The organism is Dactylosporangium sp. NPDC051485 (genome assembly GCF_040682015.1).
GTDB lineage: Bacteria > Actinomycetota > Actinomycetes > Mycobacteriales > Micromonosporaceae > Dactylosporangium.
In genome coordinates, this window is the sequence record NZ_JBFAZW010000054.1 from 44,841 (window position 1) to 62,846 (window position 18,006).

Annotated in this window: 18 protein-coding genes and 2 pseudogenes; 9 read left to right on the forward strand and 11 right to left on the reverse strand. The window is 72.1% G+C overall.

Annotated elements, in window-relative coordinates:
- Positions 1–16: 16 nt before the first annotated feature.
- Positions 17–1,372, forward strand: a pseudogene (locus AB0M46_RS28090) (ISL3 family transposase); the annotation flags it as partial.
- A 111-nt stretch (positions 1,373–1,483) separates the two neighbouring features.
- Here AB0M46_RS28090 and AB0M46_RS28095 read toward each other — a convergent pair.
- Positions 1,484–1,951 carry a helix-turn-helix domain-containing protein gene (locus tag AB0M46_RS28095; RefSeq protein ID WP_363340622.1) on the reverse strand — a complete coding sequence of 156 codons (468 nt, stop codon included), beginning with the start codon at positions 1,949–1,951 and terminating at the stop codon, positions 1,484–1,486.
- Positions 1,952–1,991: 40 nt separating this feature from the next.
- Here AB0M46_RS28095 and AB0M46_RS28100 point away from each other — a divergent pair, with 40 nt between their 5' ends.
- Together AB0M46_RS28100 and AB0M46_RS28105 are read left to right on the forward strand one after the other, a co-directional pair.
- Positions 1,992–2,480, forward strand: a complete 489-nt coding sequence (locus AB0M46_RS28100) for a hypothetical protein (protein WP_363340624.1) — start codon at positions 1,992–1,994, stop codon at positions 2,478–2,480.
- A 162-nt stretch (positions 2,481–2,642) separates the two neighbouring features.
- Positions 2,643–3,347, forward strand: coding sequence for a hypothetical protein (locus AB0M46_RS28105; protein WP_363340626.1), 705 nt, complete (start codon positions 2,643–2,645; stop codon positions 3,345–3,347).
- Here AB0M46_RS28105 and AB0M46_RS28110 read toward each other — a convergent pair.
- The gene (locus AB0M46_RS28110; RefSeq protein WP_363340628.1) at positions 3,305–3,883 is read right to left on the reverse strand and encodes a hypothetical protein; all 579 of its coding nucleotides are present in this window, start codon (positions 3,881–3,883) and stop codon (positions 3,305–3,307) included. The two genes, AB0M46_RS28105 and AB0M46_RS28110, sit on opposite strands and share 43 nt — an antisense overlap.
- 673 nt (positions 3,884–4,556) lie before the next feature.
- On the opposite strand from AB0M46_RS28110, the gene AB0M46_RS28115 reads away from it, so the two are divergent.
- A complete protein-coding gene (locus AB0M46_RS28115; RefSeq protein WP_363340630.1) occupies positions 4,557–4,991 on the forward strand; it encodes a DinB family protein in 435 nt (144 codons plus the stop codon).
- A gap of 106 nt (positions 4,992–5,097) precedes the next feature.
- Here the strand turns inward: AB0M46_RS28115 and AB0M46_RS28120 are convergent, their stop codons facing one another.
- Together AB0M46_RS28120 and AB0M46_RS28125 are read right to left on the reverse strand one after the other, a co-directional pair.
- Positions 5,098–5,736, reverse strand: coding sequence for a hypothetical protein (locus AB0M46_RS28120; RefSeq protein ID WP_363340632.1), 639 nt, complete (start codon positions 5,734–5,736; stop codon positions 5,098–5,100).
- Positions 5,737–5,787: 51 nt separating this feature from the next.
- A complete protein-coding gene (locus AB0M46_RS28125; RefSeq protein ID WP_363340634.1) occupies positions 5,788–6,774 on the reverse strand; it encodes a carboxymuconolactone decarboxylase family protein in 987 nt (328 codons plus the stop codon).
- A gap of 113 nt (positions 6,775–6,887) precedes the next feature.
- Between AB0M46_RS28125 and AB0M46_RS28130 the strand changes: the two genes are divergently transcribed.
- Complete coding sequence (locus AB0M46_RS28130; protein ID WP_363340636.1) at positions 6,888–7,289, forward strand: DUF2004 domain-containing protein; 402 nt, start codon at positions 6,888–6,890, stop codon at positions 7,287–7,289.
- 14 nt (positions 7,290–7,303) lie between these two features.
- Here the strand turns inward: AB0M46_RS28130 and AB0M46_RS28135 are convergent, their stop codons facing one another.
- Complete coding sequence (locus tag AB0M46_RS28135) at positions 7,304–10,045, reverse strand: BTAD domain-containing putative transcriptional regulator (RefSeq protein WP_363340638.1); 2,742 nt, start codon at positions 10,043–10,045, stop codon at positions 7,304–7,306.
- A 267-nt stretch (positions 10,046–10,312) separates the two neighbouring features.
- On the opposite strand from AB0M46_RS28135, the pseudogene AB0M46_RS28140 reads away from it, so the two are divergent.
- The 3 genes and pseudogenes from AB0M46_RS28140 to AB0M46_RS28150 all read left to right on the forward strand — a co-directional run.
- Positions 10,313–10,510 (forward strand): annotated as a pseudogene (locus AB0M46_RS28140) (helix-turn-helix transcriptional regulator); the annotation flags it as partial.
- Between the two features lie 77 nt (positions 10,511–10,587).
- Positions 10,588–11,160, forward strand: a complete 573-nt coding sequence (locus tag AB0M46_RS28145) for a hypothetical protein (protein WP_363340640.1) — start codon at positions 10,588–10,590, stop codon at positions 11,158–11,160.
- Between the two features lie 261 nt (positions 11,161–11,421).
- Positions 11,422–11,811: a PPOX class F420-dependent oxidoreductase gene (locus AB0M46_RS28150; protein WP_363340642.1), complete on the forward strand. Its 390-nt coding sequence runs from the start codon at positions 11,422–11,424 to the stop codon at positions 11,809–11,811.
- Between the two features lie 49 nt (positions 11,812–11,860).
- Here AB0M46_RS28150 and AB0M46_RS28155 read toward each other — a convergent pair whose 3' ends face one another.
- Positions 11,861–12,331, reverse strand: coding sequence for a hypothetical protein (locus AB0M46_RS28155; protein ID WP_363340644.1), 471 nt, complete (start codon positions 12,329–12,331; stop codon positions 11,861–11,863).
- Positions 12,332–12,446: 115 nt separating this feature from the next.
- Between AB0M46_RS28155 and AB0M46_RS28160 the strand changes: the two genes are divergently transcribed.
- Positions 12,447–13,139 carry a TetR/AcrR family transcriptional regulator C-terminal domain-containing protein gene (locus AB0M46_RS28160; RefSeq protein ID WP_363340646.1) on the forward strand — a complete coding sequence of 231 codons (693 nt, stop codon included), beginning with the start codon at positions 12,447–12,449 and terminating at the stop codon, positions 13,137–13,139.
- Positions 13,140–13,291: 152 nt separating this feature from the next.
- Here the strand turns inward: AB0M46_RS28160 and AB0M46_RS28165 are convergent, their stop codons facing one another.
- Genes AB0M46_RS28165 through cbiM form a run of 5 tightly spaced genes read right to left on the reverse strand, consistent with a single transcriptional unit; the run spans position 13,292 to position 17,822 of the window.
- Positions 13,292–13,702: a hypothetical protein gene (locus AB0M46_RS28165; protein ID WP_363340648.1), complete on the reverse strand. Its 411-nt coding sequence runs from the start codon at positions 13,700–13,702 to the stop codon at positions 13,292–13,294.
- A gap of 35 nt (positions 13,703–13,737) precedes the next feature.
- The gene (locus tag AB0M46_RS28170; protein ID WP_363340650.1) at positions 13,738–15,054 is read right to left on the reverse strand and encodes a L,D-transpeptidase; all 1,317 of its coding nucleotides are present in this window, start codon (positions 15,052–15,054) and stop codon (positions 13,738–13,740) included.
- Positions 15,055–15,070: 16 nt separating this feature from the next.
- A complete protein-coding gene (locus tag AB0M46_RS28175) occupies positions 15,071–15,838 on the reverse strand; it encodes an ABC transporter ATP-binding protein (protein WP_363340652.1) in 768 nt (255 codons plus the stop codon).
- Complete coding sequence (cbiQ, locus tag AB0M46_RS28180) at positions 15,835–16,758, reverse strand: cobalt ECF transporter T component CbiQ (RefSeq protein WP_363340654.1); 924 nt, start codon at positions 16,756–16,758, stop codon at positions 15,835–15,837. Before cbiQ ends, AB0M46_RS28175 begins: the two co-directional genes overlap by 4 nt.
- Positions 16,755–17,822 (reverse strand): cobalt transporter CbiM, encoded by a 1,068-nt coding sequence (cbiM, locus tag AB0M46_RS28185; RefSeq protein ID WP_363340657.1) that lies wholly within the window; start codon positions 17,820–17,822, stop codon positions 16,755–16,757. Before cbiM ends, cbiQ begins: the two co-directional genes overlap by 4 nt.
- Positions 17,823–18,006 lie beyond the last annotated feature (184 nt).

Genomic DNA, 18,006 nt, shown 5'->3' on the forward strand with positions numbered 1-18,006 from the left:
TTCCTGCACCGATGCCAGCTGCGAGCGGAGGATCTTTGCCGAGCAGAGCGGCGTGGCCTCCCGATACGCACGTCGGACCCAGTTGGCCAGCGGCGTCTTGGAGACCGTCGCGTTGGCGCTGGGCGGCCGGCCGGGCGCGCGGATGACCGACGCGCTCGACGTCCCCGTCAACCGGATGACGTTGCTGCGGATCATCCGCCGCATCCCGGACCGTCCCCTTCAGGCGCCGGAAGTGCTCGGCGTCGACGACTTCGCGATCAAGAAAGGTCAGAACTACGCGCCGATCCTGCTCGATATGGCGACGCACCGGCCGATCGACGTGCTGCCCGACCGCAGCGCAGACACGTTCGCCGACTGGCTGCGCCGCCATCCTGGCGTGCGTGTCATCTGCCGTGACCGCGGCGGGAACTACACGATCGGCGCCCGGGCCGGCGCCCCGAACGCGATCCAGGTCGCCGATCGCTACCACTTGTGGGCCAACCTCGGCGAGGCCGTCGAGAAGACGGTACTGGCCCACCGGGCTTGCTTGCACCCGCCCGAACCCGCCACCGAAGAGCAAACCGAACCGGCGCCAGTCCAGACCGCACCGCCGCCCGACGGAGTCCGCGATGTCCACGGCCGAGACCGGCGCCTGGTCACCCGGACTCAGGAACGCTACGCGGCGGTGCAGACGCTGCTGGCCCAGGGCAAGTCCCTCAGCGCGATGTGCCGGGAGCTCAACCTGGAACGGGGAACGGTCAGACGGTTCGCCCGCGCCGGCAGCCTCGACGAGCTGCTGTTCAAGGCCACTCACCGGGTGACCAAACTCGACCCGTTCAAGACCTACCTGACCGAACGCTGGAGCCATGGCCAGACCGACGCCGCGGCGCTGTTCCGGGAACTGCTCGAGCAGGGCTACCGCGGCGGCAAGCTGACCGTCCGCCGCTTCCTGCACCAATTCCGCGGCCACCAACACGTCCCGCAACCAAGGCCGCGTCCGATCAAGCCCCGCCACGCCATCCGATGGATCATGACCAGACCTGACCGGCTCAAGGACGCCGACCGTGCCTGTCTCCGCCAGATCCGGGACCACTGCCCCGAACTCGACCGCACCGCCGAATACGTCCGCACCTTCGCCGTCATGATGACCCAACGGCAAGGCAGCAACCTCGAGCGCTGGCTCACCACCATCGAGAACGACGACTCTCCCGCGCTGCGATCTTTCGCTATCGGCATGCGCCGCGACCAAGACGCCATCACCAACGGCCTCACCCTGCCCCACAGCTCAGGAGCAGTCGAAGGCGCCGTCACCAGAGCCAAAGCCATCAAACGCGCCATGTACGGCCGCGCCAACCTCGACCTGCTCCGCAAACGCATCCTTGCCAAGACGTGACATCCCAATCCGTCGATCCGGATGAGTGCCAGAGCCGTTTTCTTGACAGGCCCGGTCGACGGCGCGGTCGTTTGGTTTCGTCGATCCGACGGTGCATCGTGTCGGCTTCGATCAGGCAGGGTTACGCGGCCACGCGTCCACGAATCGTTCCAGGAGTGCCGCGAAGGTCTGTGCCTCCTGGGTGGTGAATTCGGTGAGTGCTTCGGCGACGTTCCGGCGCCGGGTCTCGTGGATGCCGTCGACGAGTTTTTTGCCCTGTTGCGTGAGCCGGATCAGGGCGTAGCGGGAGTCGCCCGGCATGGTGTCGCGCTCCACCAGGCCGTCCCCCACCAACTCGGTGGTCAGACGGCTGGCTCGCGGCCGGTCAACCCCAATCGCATCGGCGACCTCCGAGATGGGCAGGCCGTTGGGGGCGCCGTCGAGGGCGTCGAGGTAGCGAAACCGTGCCGCGTTCACGGCGGACGCCGCGGCGGGATCCCCTTGTACCGCACGGCGTTGCAGGTGGCGCGCCTGCTGGTCCCGCCGGATGCGCACGAGCGCCCGCTCGATCACCTCGTCTGGTGCGGGATCACCTGCCATGCGTGCCATGGTACAACAGTTGTTACTTGACAATCGCTGCGTGTATCGTTACAACAGTTGCATGGTTATAACTAAAACTGACGCGGCGCGGCCTCCAATCGGATTCGTGCTGCGCATCCGGCACCGCCTCTGGCTCCGGGTCCTCATCGGCCTTTCGGCGGTGGCGCTCTACGCCAGCATTGCGTTCGTCCTGGTGGGCGTGACCCCGGACGCAGCATGGCCGGCGATCGGCGACGCCGGGTACTCCTCCGGGCAGGCGACCGTCGTGCCAGCGATGAACGTCTTCGCGCTCGGCGTGATCCTCCTCGCCGTGTTCGAGCCCGCCGCGCCATTCACTGTGCGGATGGTTCTCGGCTTCCCCCTGGCGATCCTCGCCGCCGTGGCGGGACCTCTGCTCGCGGTTCTGGGCGGCGCCGATGCTGCCGCGGGCCTGCTCGCACGCGGTGTCATGGCCCTCGCCGTGGCGGGCATCATTGTCGGCGTTGCACGCACCTGGGTCACCCGCCGACTCGCACCGCCGCCCCGATAGGCCACCGCTCGCTGGCCGCGCACGTCAAACTCGCCCTCGACTGCTCCCCGCGGGTAGAAACCGGTCGAGGACGGGCGAAACACGGCACGTCACGCGCGGAGCCGGATCCCATACTGGGTGTCGGCCCGCGACCGCCGCGGCCCGGGGAACGAAGGGGATCGCATGCGCGGTGAGCGGCTGAACAACGGGTTGTCCGTGGCGGCCGCTGGGGACGGTCCGCCCCTGGTGTTCCTGCCCGGTCTCGGCCGGGGCGCCGACCTGTCCGAGGAGGTGCCGAGATCGCTGGCCCGGTCGGCCCGCGCCGTGGCGCTCGGGTCGGGCCGCACGGTCCACCTGATCTGCCGCCCCGTCGGCATGCCCTCCGGCACGACCATCGCAGAACTGGCCGGATGGCACGCGATCGCGCTGCGGGAGCGGTTCGGACAGCCGGTCGACGTCATGGGTGTCTCCGGCGGCGGGATCACCGCGCTCCAGCTCGCGATCGACCATCGCGAGGTTCTGCACCGCCTGGTCGTCTGCGTCGCCGCGAGCCGGGTCAGCGACCGGGGGCGGCGTGACCTGCTGTACAGCGTCGAACGGGAACGCCGGGCAAAGTCCTCAGCGTGGGTCAGCAGCGGCGATGGCGCCCGCTACCGCGTGCGACTCGGGCATGTCGAGGTCCCCGTGCGCGAACCCTCCGCCGTGCAGCCAGACCAGCGGCGGCCGCCCGGCAGCCCGGTCCCCGTACCACCGGACCGGAATCCCTCCGTGCCGCCCCGTCACCCGCTCCCCGGCCACACCCGCACAGTAAAGGTGCCCGGCCGGGCAGTCAGCGTCGCACCGGGCTACCGAAACGCGCTCTCGGCCGCGACCCGCGTGACCGCATGAATGTGCTCCACCTCGGCCGCGGGCTTGGCCAGCGGGTACACGTAGTAGGCGGTGACTTTCACGGTGTCGCGGCGGGCCGCGAAATAGTAGTAGTAGTCGGGGACGCCGTCGTTGTCCTCCCGCGTGCTCGCACACCACTGGTCGACCGGTGCCGTCGCCCCCTCGGCATAAGCGCCGTTCATGAAGTTCTGGCACGTCCCCCCGAGATCGTCCTGCGCCCAGTGCCGGTTGACGAAGTCCTCCTCGGACGCGTACTTCCTGATCTCCAGCCGGAGGACAGCGAAGTCCCGGTCGGCCGGGAACGTGCCCATCACATTGCTGAACTCACAGTAGCCATAGTTGCCGTTGCTTCCCTCGACATCGTCGAGGGCGGACCCTCGCACCTGACCGTCGGGCACGGCGGCCGTCAGGACGGCACGGTCGAACAGCGAGCAGACATCCGTCGTGCCGAGGATCGGATACTTCGGGCCATCGGCGGCACACCCTGTCACGCCACCGAGCAGCACGGCCCCGACGGCCAGCAACCGCAGGTGCACGGCCCTCATGAGGACACCGGCGCGTACGGTCCGCCCGGCCCGGATCCGTGCGCCGACTCGATGATCGATTCGTTGTGCGATTCCCCCGCCACTGCCCGCCCCCGCCGCTCGGCCGCTCGCTGTTGAGGCGTTCGATCCTATCGATTCGGCTCGTCGGCTGCCGACGACCCTTCAGGCACGCGGATCCCCGCAACGGGTAGCCGGCGACACCCTCGCAGAGCGCGGCGACGGCCTCTCAAACTCCGAGTGGCCCGAGCCGATCTTGGTGTCGAGGAAGCCTCTTGGGCTTCGGGATGCCTTCTTCTCATAGCGCACTGGAACGGATCGCGGTACAGGTCACGTGACGCGCGCATGGCTTGGGCGTTATCCTTGCGATCGATCCGGCTCGTCCTCGGCTCTGGACACGGCGTTCCCCGAGGACCCTCTCGCTACGGACCGAGAAGCGTTTGCATCGTGGTGCTGCAGCGCCTACCTCTCCGGCGAGCCTCCGGCACCGAGGTCATCGGTACTCTCCTCGGCGATCGAGACGAGCCCTGTCCGATCGAGCCTCATGCTGCTCGAGTACGCGCCCATAATCCGATCCGTCAATGTCCTTTCAACTCGGAAAGCTGGACTATTCATGTTCATATGGCCCCGAATGACCATTGGACCCGAACGTCTCATGTTGGAGAGCATGCTTGACCGCAACCGGCAAGCGCTCATCGACACCGCGCGAGGGCTATCCGAGACTGACGCGCGGCGGCGCCTGGTCGTCTCACTGACCACACCGATCGGGCTGATCAAACACGCCGCCACCGCCGAGCGCATCTGGTTCCAACGCACCCTGCTCGGCCTGGACGAGTCCGCATGCGACGGCTACGCCACCGGCGACGACGGCAGTTTCGTTGTCGCCGACGGCGAAACGCTTGCCGACGTGATCGCCGAATTCGAGCGCGCCAGCAAGCGCTCCCGCGTGATCGCCGCCGAGCTCGAGCTCGACGACACCAGGGCGCACCCCCGGGCCGGCGATGTCAGCCTACGGTTTGTCTACCTGCTCCTGATCGAGGATTTCGCCCGTCACGCCGGCCATGGTGACATTCTCCGAGAACAAATCACCGCCGCACGATAGGCGTTGGCAGGGCTGCGCAAGATCTGGTTGCAACCAAGCGTCGGTCCGGGTGGTCGTTCGTCGGATGGGCGCCTTCGAGCGATGGCACGCAGCGCGCGGCTCCCGCTCACCACGAGGCGATGTCCTCGCCGTACTCGCCGCCGAAGAAGTTGCGGGCGTGCTCGCGCATCCGTGGCCCATAGGTCCGGTCCGAGCCCAGTGACGAGTACCCCGGCCCGCGCTCGACCCCGAGCACCCCCGCGGTGTCGGCGAGGTACACGTCGAAGCCCGGGTACATCAGCTCGATGCACGGCAGGTCGTCGACGTCGAGCGCGAACACCGGGTACTCCCCCGAGGCGTCCGGCGCGCCGGTGGCCAGCACCCGCCGCGAGTCGCTGCCGCCGGGCAGCAGGAAGCACTCGGCGAACCGCCCGGCCAGCGCCGGGCTGGCGTAGAAGCCGCCCAACGCCTCGCCGTACTCCTCGAGTGCGATCTCGCCGAGCGTCCGCGGCGTGAGCCGCCCGGCGTCGTCGAACCATTTGTGCCGGCGCAGTAGGCCGCTGTCGTAGGCGAGCCAGCGCCGCAGGCTCGCCGGCGCCGGACGGCCGCTCGGGAACGTCTCGACCCCGGCGAGCGGCGCCGGTGCCCCCTCGACCCACGGGCCGGCCCACTTGTTGTAATCCAGCACGAGCCGCCCGGGATCGGCCCGCACCGACTCGATGACCCGATCGACGAGCTCGACACCGTGGTTCGGGGACAAGACCATACCGATCTTGTACCGCACGAGCTCCCCCGGCGCCCCGGTGCCCTGAGGGCCTCACGCCGTCGCCATCACGCGCACGGCTCGCTCGATGCGCCGGACGGCGGCGAACGCCCCGTAGGCCAGCAGTCGCACCAGGTCCCCGGGTTCGAGCCCGGCGGCGGCCACCGCCCCCTCGGTCAGCCGGTACGGCGCCAGCGCGGCCAGCAGCGCCAGCCGCGCCGCCGGCACCTGCGCGCCCGGCACCGCGACGAGCGCCCCGTCCAGCCAGGCCGGCCCGAGGTTGGGATGCCCGCCGTCCCAGCCCTCGACGGCGGCCATCACGGCGGCCCGGGCGGCGGTGCCGAGCAGCCCCGCCCCGTCGCCGGCGGCCAGCTCCAGCGCCGCCCACGCCACCCCGACCGGCGTCCCGGCGGCCCAGGCCGGCCCGGGCCCGGCGACCGCGGGCAGCAGGTCGAGCGACTCCCCCGGCGCGCAGGCCCGCCGGGCGGTCCGGGCGAGGGCCATCCCGGCCGCCCGGCGCGCCGGCGCCCGCAGCGCCCCGCCCGGCAGCGGCGAGCCGGGCCGCAGCGCGTCGACCATCCGGTTGATGACGTGGTTGGCCAGGGCCGTGCCGACGTACTCGGGGGCCAGCGCGGCCGGGAACGGCCACGGCAGCGGGTCGGCCGTCCTGGTCGACGCCGCCCAGGCGACCAGCGCGGCGTCGGCGGGATCGTTCGGCGCCTCCCCGCGCAGCACGGCCCCGGCCAGGTCGTGCGCGCCGGCCGCGTGCAGCATCGCCCCGTGCGCGTCGATGCAGAACGGGCACCGGTTGGCCACCGCGACGGCGGCCGCGACCACCTCCTTGCGGGCCCGCGGCGCGGTGCCGCACAGCAGCGACTCGCGCAGCAGCGCCCACAGCGCCGCGTGCAGCCGCGGCACGACCGACAGGTGCGGCGCGAACAGCGCCCCGAGCTCCCGGGACGAGCGCTCGTAGACGGCGGCGACACTGCCGGTGGCGGCGCGCCGCGGGACGGGGACGACGAAGCGGTACGGCGTGGACATGCCCCGATGCTGCCCGGCCGCCCCGCCCGCCGTCGTCATGCCACGACCGGCTCTTGTGCATACCGCCCCGGACGTAGACAGGGCGAGCCGCCGGCAGTACTACGCTCGGGCGGGTGACGAGCAACGTCTGGGAGTCCTCGATCGAGTGTGCGGGCCGCGCGGTGGCCGTGGACCTGTGGTTCGACGGCGCGCCGCCGGACGCCGCGGCGAAGGACCGCGTCGCCCGGTTCACCACCGAAGCGGACGAGTTCGACCGAGCCGCCCGGCGGGCGATCCGCGAGGACCCGGTGCTGCGCGAGTACCTGGAGCACCACGTCGACGACCTGGGCGAGGAGCCGAGCGACGAGGACGCGTTCCTGCGGCGCCTGCATCTGGTCCGCATCGGGCTCTACCCCGGCGAACCCGACCGCTGCGCGTGCTTCGACTACACGACGGGCCGGGACGTCACCGACTGTGTCGTCGCGGTCCGCTTCGACGCGCGGGGCGCGATCGCCGGCCTCGCGATGGAGAGCTGAGCGCCGAGGCCCGGTTAGTCCAGCGCGGCCAGCAGGGCGTGCACCTCGCCGGCCTGCGGCGCGCGCAGCCGGTCGTAGCCGGCCCAGGCCTGGGTCCAGTACCAGCGGGCGGCGCTGCGGTCGCCGGCCGCGGCGGCCAGCTCGCCCAGCCGCTGCCGGGCCCGGGCCTGCTCGAAGCGGCTGCCCGAGCGGGCCGCGGCGGCGATGGCCTTGGTGAAGGCGGCGGCGGCGCGGGCCGGGTCGCCGGCGCCCTGGTGCAGCTCGCCGAGCGCGTTGTACGTCATCGCCGCGTCCATGCGCAGGTCGAGCCGGTCGAACGTGTCCAGCGCCCGGGTCAGCGACTCGGCGGCCGCGACGGTCCGGCGCAGCGCCGCCTCGGCCAGGCCGATGCCGCGCCGGGTGATGGCCGCGTTGCGCTCGGCCCCTTCGCCCTCGTAGAAGTCCAGGGCCGGGCGCATCCAGCCCAGGAACTGCTCGTAGTCGCCCTCGTCGTAGCGCAGCCAGGCCAGGCTGATCCGGGCCGTGTGCAGCCCGTGCGGGTCGCCCTCGGCGGCGAAGAGCTGCTGCGCGAGCGTGAAGTGCCGCTCGGCCCCGGCCCGGTCGCCCTGCTCCTGCTGGGCCAGGCCGAGGTTCGTGGCGGTCATCGCCTCCGCCCGCCGGTCGCCGCGGCGGCGGGCCGCGGCCAGGGCCGCCTCGTGCGTGCCGACCCACGGCCGCCAGCGCTTGGTGAGGAAGTAGAAGCCGCGCAGGGTGTAGGCCAGCTGCCAGCACACGTCGTCGAGGCCGGCGGCCCCGGCGGCGACGCAGACGCGGGCCAGGTTGCGCTGTTCGGCGGTGAGCCAGGCGAGCGCGTCGTCGTAGCCGTCCAGGGGCGGCAGTGACCATTCCCGGCCGAGCAGCTCCAGCGGCACCCGGTACCGGTGCGGGGTGATCCGGCGGTCGGCTCGGTCGGCGGCGTGCAGGAAGTAGTCGGCGAGGCGGCGCAGCGGCTCCGGGTCCAGGTCCGTGTCCTGCTGCCGGGCGAAGACGGCGACGAGGTCGTGGAAGCGGTACCGCCCCGGCCCGGACTCCGCGATGAGGTGCCGGTCGGCGAGCTGGCGCAGGTGCCGGCGGGCGTCGCCGACGGGCAGGTCGGCCAGGGCCGCGGCGGCGTGCGCGTCGAAGGTCGCGTCGAGGTGCACGGCGAGCAGGCCGAACAGGCGGCGCACCGGCTCGGGCAGGTCCTGCAGCGACACCCGGAACGAGGCGGCCACCGACCGGTCGTCGTCCTCCAGTTCGCTCAACCGGTCACACTCCTCGGTCAGGCCGGCGGCCAGTTCCGCCAGCGAGCGGTCAGCGGTGGCCCGGTAGCGGGCGGCGGCGATGCGGATCGCCAGCGGCAGCCGCCCGCACAGCTCGACCACCCGCAGCAGCACCGGGTCGGCCGCGTCCAGGTGGTCGGCGGCGCCGGCGACGGCGAGGAAGAGCGCGGCGGCGTCGTCCTCGCCGAGCACGTCGAGCGGCAGCACGAGCGCGTCGTCGAGCGCGGGCAGCCGCCGCCGGCTGGTGACGATGGCCGCGCAGCCGCCGGGCCGGGGCAGCGCCGCACGGACCTGGCCGGCGTCGCGGGCGTTGTCGAGCACCAGCAGGATGCGCCGCCCGTCGAGGAGGTCCTGGTAGAACGCGGCCAGCTCGCCCGGGTCGGACGGGATCCGCTCGGCGTCCACGCGCAGGCGCCGGACCAGCCGGTCGAGCGTCTGGGTGGGGCTGAGCGCGGCGTGCTCCTCGGCGTACCCGTGCAGGTCGAGGAAGATGACGCCGTCGGGGAACGCGGCCTGCAGCTCGTGCGCGGCCCGCACGGCCAGGGCCGTCTTACCGGCCCCGCCCATGCCGTAGATGGCGCACAGCGACCGCCCGCCCGGCCCGCCGACGGCGTCGGCGATCAGGCGCAGCTCGTGCTCGCGGTCGGTGAAGTGCGGGTCGGGGCGCGGCAGCCCGGAGATCGGCGGCTCGGCCGGGCCGGCGGCGGGCGGGGCGGCGCCCAGCGCGCGCCGGTGGGCCGCGGCGAGCTCGGCCCCCGGCTCCAGCCCCTGCTCGTCGTGGAGGCGCTCGCGGGCCAGCCGGTAGACCGCGCCCGCCTCGTCGCGCCGGCCGAGCGCGGTGAGCGCGTCGACGAGCAGCGCGGCGGCCCCCTCGCGGACCGGACCGCCGGCCACCTCCTCCTGCAGCAGCTCGACCACGACCGGGTAGCGCCGCTGCTGCGCCTCGATCCCGGCGAGCATCTCCACCGCGGCCCGCCGCCGGTCGGCCATCTGCCGGCGCAGCGGCTCGAGCCGGTCGCCGACGTCGGCCAGCGGCGGGCCCTCCCACAGGGCCAGCGCCTCGCGCAGAAGCGCCGCCGCCGCGGCCGGGTTGCCCTGCTCGCGCGCGGTCCGGGCGGCGCCGGCCAGCCGCCGGAAGCGGTGCCAGTCGACCGCCTCGGGGTCGACCCGCAGCCGGTAGCCGGGCCGGCGGGTCTCCAGCTCCCCGCCGGTGCCCCCGGCGGCGAGGGTGCGCCGCAGCGTGGACAGGTAGTGGTAGGCGCTGTCCCGGGTGGCGCCGCCCGGTCCGCCCCACACCGCCGAGATGATCTCGTCGAGGCCGGCCCCGGCCTCCCCGCGCATGAGCAGCAGCGCCAGCAGGGCGCGCGCGGTCGCGCCGGCGACGTCGACGGGCCCGTCGGCGCCGAGGACCCGCACCGGCCCCAGCAGCCGGAAGCGGACCGCGGAGTCGGGCATGGTCCAGATGTACCGCATCCGCCCCCGCCGAGGCGAGATGTCGATATTCACATCGCTTTCAGATCCCACTCAGACGCCTTACCGCCGGCCCCGGAGACAGTCGAGCGGACGGCGGCGTCTATAGGGGGGATACCGATGGAACAGCACGTCCTCGTCGAGCTCAATGCGGCCGGCCTCACGGTCACGGTCTCCGGCGAACCGGGCGCGGTGGCGGTCTTCGTCGACGCGGTGCGCCGCGGCCGGCCGGCCCCGGCCCCGGCGCGCCCGACCGGATGGGCCCGGCTGACCGGTCAGGAGGCGGCGGTGGCCACCCTGGTCGGCCGGGCACTGACCAATCAGCAGATCGCCCATCGCCTGCACATCTCCACCCACACGGTCAACTACCACCTGCGCCAGATCTTCCGGAAGCTGGAGATCGACTCCCGCGTCCGGCTGGCCACGCTGGCCCAGTCCACTGCTCACTGACGGACGGCTGGGCGCGGCCGCCCGGCCCGGTGGCCGCCGCGGTTGTCCCGCCGGCGGCCATCGGGCAGGATGCGCGCATGATCGACGCGCGGTACGAGGTCCGGTACCGCGTGAGCCGTGCCGTCTGGGGACTCGTGGCGGCCGGCCTGCTTGCCGGCACCGCCGCGCTGGCCCTCGGCGGCTCCGGCGACGAGGCCGCGGTCGTCGCGGCCGCCTGCTACGCCGCGTCGGTCACCGTGCTGGCGCTCTACGGCCACGCCGCGCTCACCCGCAAGGTCGGGCTGCGCGTCGACGAGGAGGGGATCCGCTTCGGCGGCCGCCCGCCGCTCTACCGCCCGGCGGACACGGTCCCCTGGCGGGCGGTTTCGACCATCTATCTGTACCGCGTCCGCGTCGCCGGGCTGACCCAGTCCTACGTCGGCCTGCAGGCCCCCGACGGCGCGCCCCCGCTGCCGCAGCGGGTCCCCGCCAACGTGGTGCGCATGATCTACCACGTCCCGTCCGACGCGGCCGCGGCCAGCTACTCGGCGGACGGCTTCCCACTCGACCCGGCCGCGTTCGCCGCCGCCGTGGCCCGGGTGGCCCCGTCCGTCCAGGTCGTCGACCTCACCGCGGTGGCACCGACCCTGATGCCGACGCCCCGCGTGTGACCCTCAGTTCAACACCGACCCGGAGCAGGCGGCCGCGTCCTTCCGGCGGCAGGCCGAGCTCGCCTGCTTCGGGCACGGCCGGCCGCTGACCGGCGACGCCGTCACCCACTTGCGCGCCGCCGCCTGACCCCCGCCGGTCGCCGGGCCGGACGTCCCACGCCCGGCGTGGTGCGTCGCCGTACCTGGACAGCTCGCGTCGTAGCTGGCCACCCTGCGTACCACCTCGAGCGGAAGGGAAGGGCAGGATATAGCCTGCGGGGCGTGGATCTTCCCGAGGCGCTGTTGCAGCTGCTGGAACGACCGAGTCTGTGCTATCTCACGACGCTCATGCCCGACGGGTCGCCGCAGGTCACCCAGACCTGGGTGGACACCGACGGCGAGCATGTACTGATCAATACCGTGCGCGGGCACCAGAAGGTGCGCAACATCGAGCGCGACCCGCGGGTAGCCGTGGCGATCGGCGATTCCGACGAGCCGCGGCGGTACTTCCAGGTGCGCGGCCGGGTCGTCGGCATGACCGAGGAGGGCGCGGTCGAGCACATCGAGAAGCTCGCCCACCGCTACCTCGGCACGCCCTACCCGTGGTTCGGCGGGCGCGACCAGATCCGGCTCCTGCTCACGATCGAGGCGGAGCGCGTCACCGGACGCTGACCGTGCGACGGGAGGCGTGGACTTCGCGCCGCCGGCCTTCTCTGCGGGTTCACAGCGTTCCGGTCGCGATGAAGGTGCAGGCTGCCGCGGCGAGGAACAGCGCGTGCAGGATCATGTGCTCGACATTGGGCCGTGGGCGGTCGCCGATGCGCGGCAGCACGATGAGGGTGTCGGCGTAGGTGCGAGCGTGCAGCTCGGACCAGGTCGCGCCGGTCCCGGCTGTCGCCCACGGCACCGCGACGCCGGTGAGGTAGGGCATCCACCACAGCACGATGCCGTGGACTGCGATGAGCAGTTCGAGGGTGCCGCCGACGTAGCCGAGCGCGGGCAGTGGGATCGCCGCCGCCAGCGCGAGGAGCACAGCAGGCAGCGTCATGATCGGCGCGTTGACCGCGACCTCGGTGAGCTGCTCGGAGCGCTTGGCGGACCGCACGTTGTTGAGCGGGTGCAGGTCGACGAGGGTGGCGACGAGGAAGTAGGCGACCGCAATGAGGAGCAGGGTCAGCGCGAGCACGAGCATGTCAGCCTCGTTCGGGTCGGTGGCAACTGGAAGGTGGGCACCACATGCTTACGGTGTAAGCATCAATTGAACGGTATGGTGGCTTACGCCGTAAGCATGAGTCAAGGGGGTCGTAGTGCCAGATCGACGCAACGGCGCCAAGGCCGGTCTGAGCCGCGAACGGGTGCTCGATGCCGCGCTGGAGTACCTGGACACCTACGGCCTGCCCGCCCTGTCGATGCGAAAGCTCGGCGCACACCTCGGTGTCGAGGCGATGTCGCTCTACCGCCACGTGCCGAACAAGGCCGCCCTGCTCGACGGCCTCGTTGACCGGGTCATGGAGATTGCGTTCGCCGACCTGGAAGAGCCGCTGGCAGGCCGGGCCGGGTCGTGGGTGCCGTGGATGCGCCAGTTCGCGCATGCACTACGGGCGGCGTTGCTTGCCCACCCCGGGGTCCTGCCGCTGGCCGCGACCCGGCCGGTGAACTCACCACAGGCGTTGCGCATGTCCGAGCGCCGGCTCGCCGCGATGCGGGCAGCCGGGCTTGCCCTGGGCAGGGCCATGGACGTGGTGACCGTGCTCGCCACCTTCACGATCGGGCACACCCTCGCAGAGGTCGGGCGAACGCCTGGTCACGACGACTCGGAGCCGGACGTCGATCAGCCCGCCGGCGACCTCGACCCAGCCGAGTTCCCGAACCTCACCGAGGTGATCGCCACCCGCGCGGGGCTCGACTTCGACTCCCGGTTCGGCCAGGCGGTCGACATCCTCCTGGACGGGTACGCGGCACTGCCGGATGGCAGCGCGATCCGCGGGCCCCACGCTTAGCGCGACCGTCCTGCGGATCACTTAAGGCAGCGGGTGGTGGGCCGGATTGACCAGCGATACCGGGTCCGGCCCTCGCGGATGAGCGCACGGACGGAATGTTTGCTACCCCAAACCGCCGTCCTGACCGACCTCCGCCCAAATGCAGGTGACGCTCAGTCACCGCCGGCGGCCAGGATGGCGCGCATCGAGCCCATGCCGCAGCGGTCCTCGTCGCTGGACATGGCGGCCACCTCCGCCAGGACCGGGTTCGGGTCGATGCCGGCCCGCCGGGCCTGGTCGCACAGGGCCCGCAGGGCCAGCAGCTCGTCGCGGGTGTCGGCGCCCTGGTCGCGGGCGGAGAGGTGGATCAGGTAGGCACGGAGCTCGGCCGCCGTGGAGCACGCCCCGGGCAGGTGGGCCGCCCACCGGAAGGACGGGTAGCGGTCGAACAGGCGCCGGATCCCGGCGCGGGTGGGCTCGTCGCCGGCGGCGTACCGCTCGAGCAGGGCCCGCAGCACGGGCTCGGCCTCGCGGGTGTCCAGGCGCGCGAAGACACCCGGGCCGGCGCTGTCCGCCGGCGTCATGGCGACCGGCCGGTAGACAGCGTCCAGCCGCGAAGCTAAGCCGACGGCGTGGCCGAAGCCGACGGGGAGGCGGACGGCGGCACCGGGGGCTGGTACGGCACCGCGCTGCCCTTGACGTACTGCTCCCACGGCACGTCCCAGTCGGTCCAGCCGTTGCCCCACTTCACGTGCTCCTCGGTGTTGCGGATGATCACCGGGTCGCCGATCAGGGTCTGCTTCCACAGCCATTCCGCGTTCGCGGGCGACAGGTTGGTGCAGCCGTGCGAAACGTTGCGCTTGCCCTGGTCGCCGACGGACCAGGGGGCCGAGTGGAAGTACTCGCCGTCCCAGGTCAGGCGCTGGGGCCAGTACACCTTCATGCGGTAACCCTCCTTCGAGTCCGACGGGACGCCGAAGGACGAGGAGTCGAACCACTCCCACTCGTTCTTGATCATGATCATCATGTGCCCGCTGGCCGAGGGGTTGGCCGGGCGGCCGTTGCTCACCGGCATGGTCTTCACGACCTGGCCGTCCTGGGTCACGGTCAGCTGGTGGGTCCGGTTCTCGACCTCCATGAGGAACCGGCGGCCGACCGTGAGGGCGACGGTGAGGTCCTTCTCGGCGTACCACTTGCCGCCGATCGGCAGCCCGCCCAGCGAGGCGCGCAGGGTGAGCCGGGTGCCGGGCTGCCAGTAGTCCTTCGGCCGGAAGTGGACCTCCTTGGGCGTGAACCAGTTCCAGGCGCCCTCCTGCGGCGGCTCGCTGACCACGCTGAGGCGCTGCTGGACGGCGGCCCGCTGGTCCTTGGCCACGTCGACGCCGAAGTTGATGATGAACGGCATGGCCACGCCGACGGTCTGGCCGTCGGTGACGACGGTGGTCACCTTGGCCAGGTTGCCGGGCTTGTTCATGGTCGTGAAGCCGGTGGTGGCGGTGGCCGTCGTGCCGTCGGCGCCGGTCGCGGTGACCTGGGCCCGGTAGGCCGTGCCGTACTGCAGCTGCTGGGCCGGCACCCACGAGCCCGGGACCTGGTGCGGCACCGCCGCGATGCGCCCGCCGGCCGGGTCGAGGAACACGACCTCGGTCTTGCTGGCGTTGGCCACGGCGACCGCGACCTCCATGGCCGCCGGCAGGTTGGCCGCGCCGTCGGCCGGCGCGGTGATCTGCGCCGTCACCGGCGGGGCACTCGGGCCGGCCGACGGCCCGGCGGAGCCCTGCGCCGAAGTCTGCGGCGACTTGCCGTCGGTGGTGCAGCCGGCGAGCACGGCCGCGCTCCCGGCAATGATGACGGAGCGCCGGCTGGGCCGGGCGTCACGAAGCATGGCGTGGGCCTTCAACAAGGCGGGGGTGAAGCGCACATAGTAAAGACGCACGGCGAGGCGCGAAAGTTTACGTCTTCCTTAAAAGGCTTGCTCGACCGTGGATGAGGTTGGCCGACAGCAGCAGATCGCGGTCGTCCAGCACCTGCGCGGTGGGCGCGTCGGCGACGATGCGGTGCTGCTCGCTGAAGACCACGCACCGGTCGGCCAGGTCGGGCAGCGTGTCCAGGTCGTGGGTGGCCAGGACGATGGTCTTGCCGGCCCCGCGCAGCTGCTCGAGCAGCTCGATGAGCCAGAACTGGGTGCGCGGGTCGAGCGCGGCGGTCGGCTCGTCGAACAGCAGCACCTCCGGGTTCATGACCAGCACGGAGGCGATGGCCACCCGCTTCTTCTGCCCGCCGGAGAGCTGGAACGGCGCCCGGTCGGCCAGGTCGGCGATGTCGAGCATGGCCAGCACGTCCTCGACGCGCGCGGCCGCCGACGCACGGTCCAGGCCGAGCTGCAGGCAGCCGAAGGCGATCTCCTCGCGCACCGACGGGGAGAACACCTGGGCGTCGGAGTTCTGGAAGACGAAGCCGACGCGGGCCCGGAAGCCGTGGTTGAACTGCTCGTCCTCGAGCTTGTCCTCGGTGACCTCCTCGCCGAAGGCGGTGAAGGTGCCGCGATCGCCGAAGAGCAGCCCGTCGAGCAGTTTCAGCAGGGTCGACTTGCCGCAGCCGTTCGCGCCCAGCAGCGCGACGGTCTCGCCCTGGCCGACCCGCAGCGAGACGCCATCCAGGGCGGGGAAGCGTTCGAGGTACGCATAGTGCAGGTCCTTGCACTCGAAGACCGTGGTCATCGTCCAACCTTGTAGTCGGCGACCAGGATGGCCGCGGCCAGGGCGGCGGCGACGAGCGCGAACGCGAGATCGGCGCCGCGCAGCCGGAAACCGCTGAGCGTCCGGGCGTTGCCGGAGTAACCGCGGGCGGTCATCGCCTGGTGGATCTCCTCGGAGAGCTGGTGGGCCTTGCCGAAGAGCGTACCGGCGCCGGCCGCCACGAACCGGCGGCCGGCCCTGGTCCCGTCGCGCCCGGCGTCGCCGGTCAGCGTGCGGGCCTTGCGCGCGGTGTACATGTCCTCGACGGCGTCGAGCAGCAGGAACAGGTACCGGTAGGCCATGCCGATGATGAGCACGAATATCTTCGGTACGCCGAGTGCCCGCAGCGCCGCGAGCAGCCGCACCCAGGGCGTGGTCAGGGTGAGCAGCACGACGAGCGAGATCGAGGTGGCCACCCGGGTCACGATGATCCCGGCGCCGTGCAGCCCCTGCTCGGTGACGCCGTGGGTGTGCCCGTGCCAGTGCCACAGCGGCAGCAGCACGTCGCCGGGCGTGACCACGGACAGCGTGGCCGGCAGCACCACGATCCCGGTGAAGATGGGGATGAACAGCCAGACCCGCTTGATGAAGAACCCGACCGACAGCCCGGACGCGACCGCGAGGGCCACGGTGGCCACGTACGCGCCGGCCAGGATCGGCAGGGAGTGCACCAGCGCGACGACGACCAGCAGGCCGACCATGCTCACGAGCTTGACCCGCGGGTCGAGCCGCTGCAGCAGGCCGGGGCCGGCGGCCACGTCCTCGGAGAAGATGGCCTGCCGCAGCACGCCGGTCGCCCCGGCCAGGGTCCTGGCCACGAAGCTGCCCTTGCGCCGCTTGCCGATGCAGCCGCACGGGCACAGCCCGACCTCGGGCTGCAGCAGCCAAGCGGGCGCGGTCACGACCGCACCGGCGGGGAGTCCAGGTCGGCCGCCTCCCGCTCGCCGCCGCGCAGGCGCCCGATGAGCCAGGTGAGGCCGAAGACCACGGCGGCGACGACCACCACGCCGATGATGGCGCTGAGGATGTACTGCCACCAGCTCCCGCCCCCGTAGTCCGGCAGCAGCGTCTGGCCCCAGAAGTTGGCGTACCGATGCAGCCCCTCGGGCACCGCGCCGAGGTTGTACTTGGCCAGGTCGAGGTCCTCGGGGGCGTCCTCGCCGAACGCGCCGCCGGGCGCGAGCAGGCCGAGCGGGCTGACCACGGCCATGATGCCGAGCGTGACGAGGGCGGCGCGGACCGGGCTGACCGGCCGGCGCTGCACCTCGGCGTCGGTGAGCGGCACCTCGGGGGCGTTGATGCGCAGCAGCGGCACGTTCGCCCGCTGCAGGTACGCGACCACGCCGCCGGTGAGCGCGCCCTCGACCGCGCCGGCGATGACCAGATGGGCCAGCATCATCGCCGGAATGGTCTGCGAGAGGTGGAACGGCGCGTAGAGCGGGGTGCCGTCGGCCTTGTGGAACAGGTCGGGCTGGATGCCGAACTCGACCGCGGCGACCAGGGCGGAGGCGTTGAGCCCGGCGTAGGCGCCGACCGCGCCGGCCCAGACGCGCCGCCCCGAGGTGAGCGAGGCGTTCCTGGTGAGCAGCCGGTACGTCCAGTAGGCCACGAACGGCAGGACCACCGCCATGTTGAAGGCGTTGGCGGGGAACGCGAGTATCCCCCCGTCGCCGAAGAACAGGGCCTGGATGAGCAGGGCTATGGACACGGCTATGCACGCCGCCCACGGCCCGAGCAGGATGGCGATCAGCCCGCCGCCGACCGCGTGCGCGGTGGTGCCGTCGGGGATCGGGATGTTGAACATCATCACGACGAACGAGAACGCCGCGCCGAGTGCGACGAGCGGCACGTAGCGGCTCTTGACGACCTTCTTCACCCGGGCCGCGGACTGCCACCACAGCGGCAGCATCGCGGCGCCGAACACGACGCTGGTCTGCGGGCTCAGGTATCCGTCCGGAATGTGCACGACCGCCTCCTTGGTCTCGTCGGCAGTCTTTCGGTATCGCAAGTGATATGCAATAGCGAAACGCACGCATGAGGCCGTCACGGCGCCGATGTGACCCATTGCACGGCGTCGAAGTCCGCGCAGCGGCTCGCGGGTGAACGGCGGGTTATGCCGATCTTGCCGCGAAGCCCCTTCGGCGGCAGGC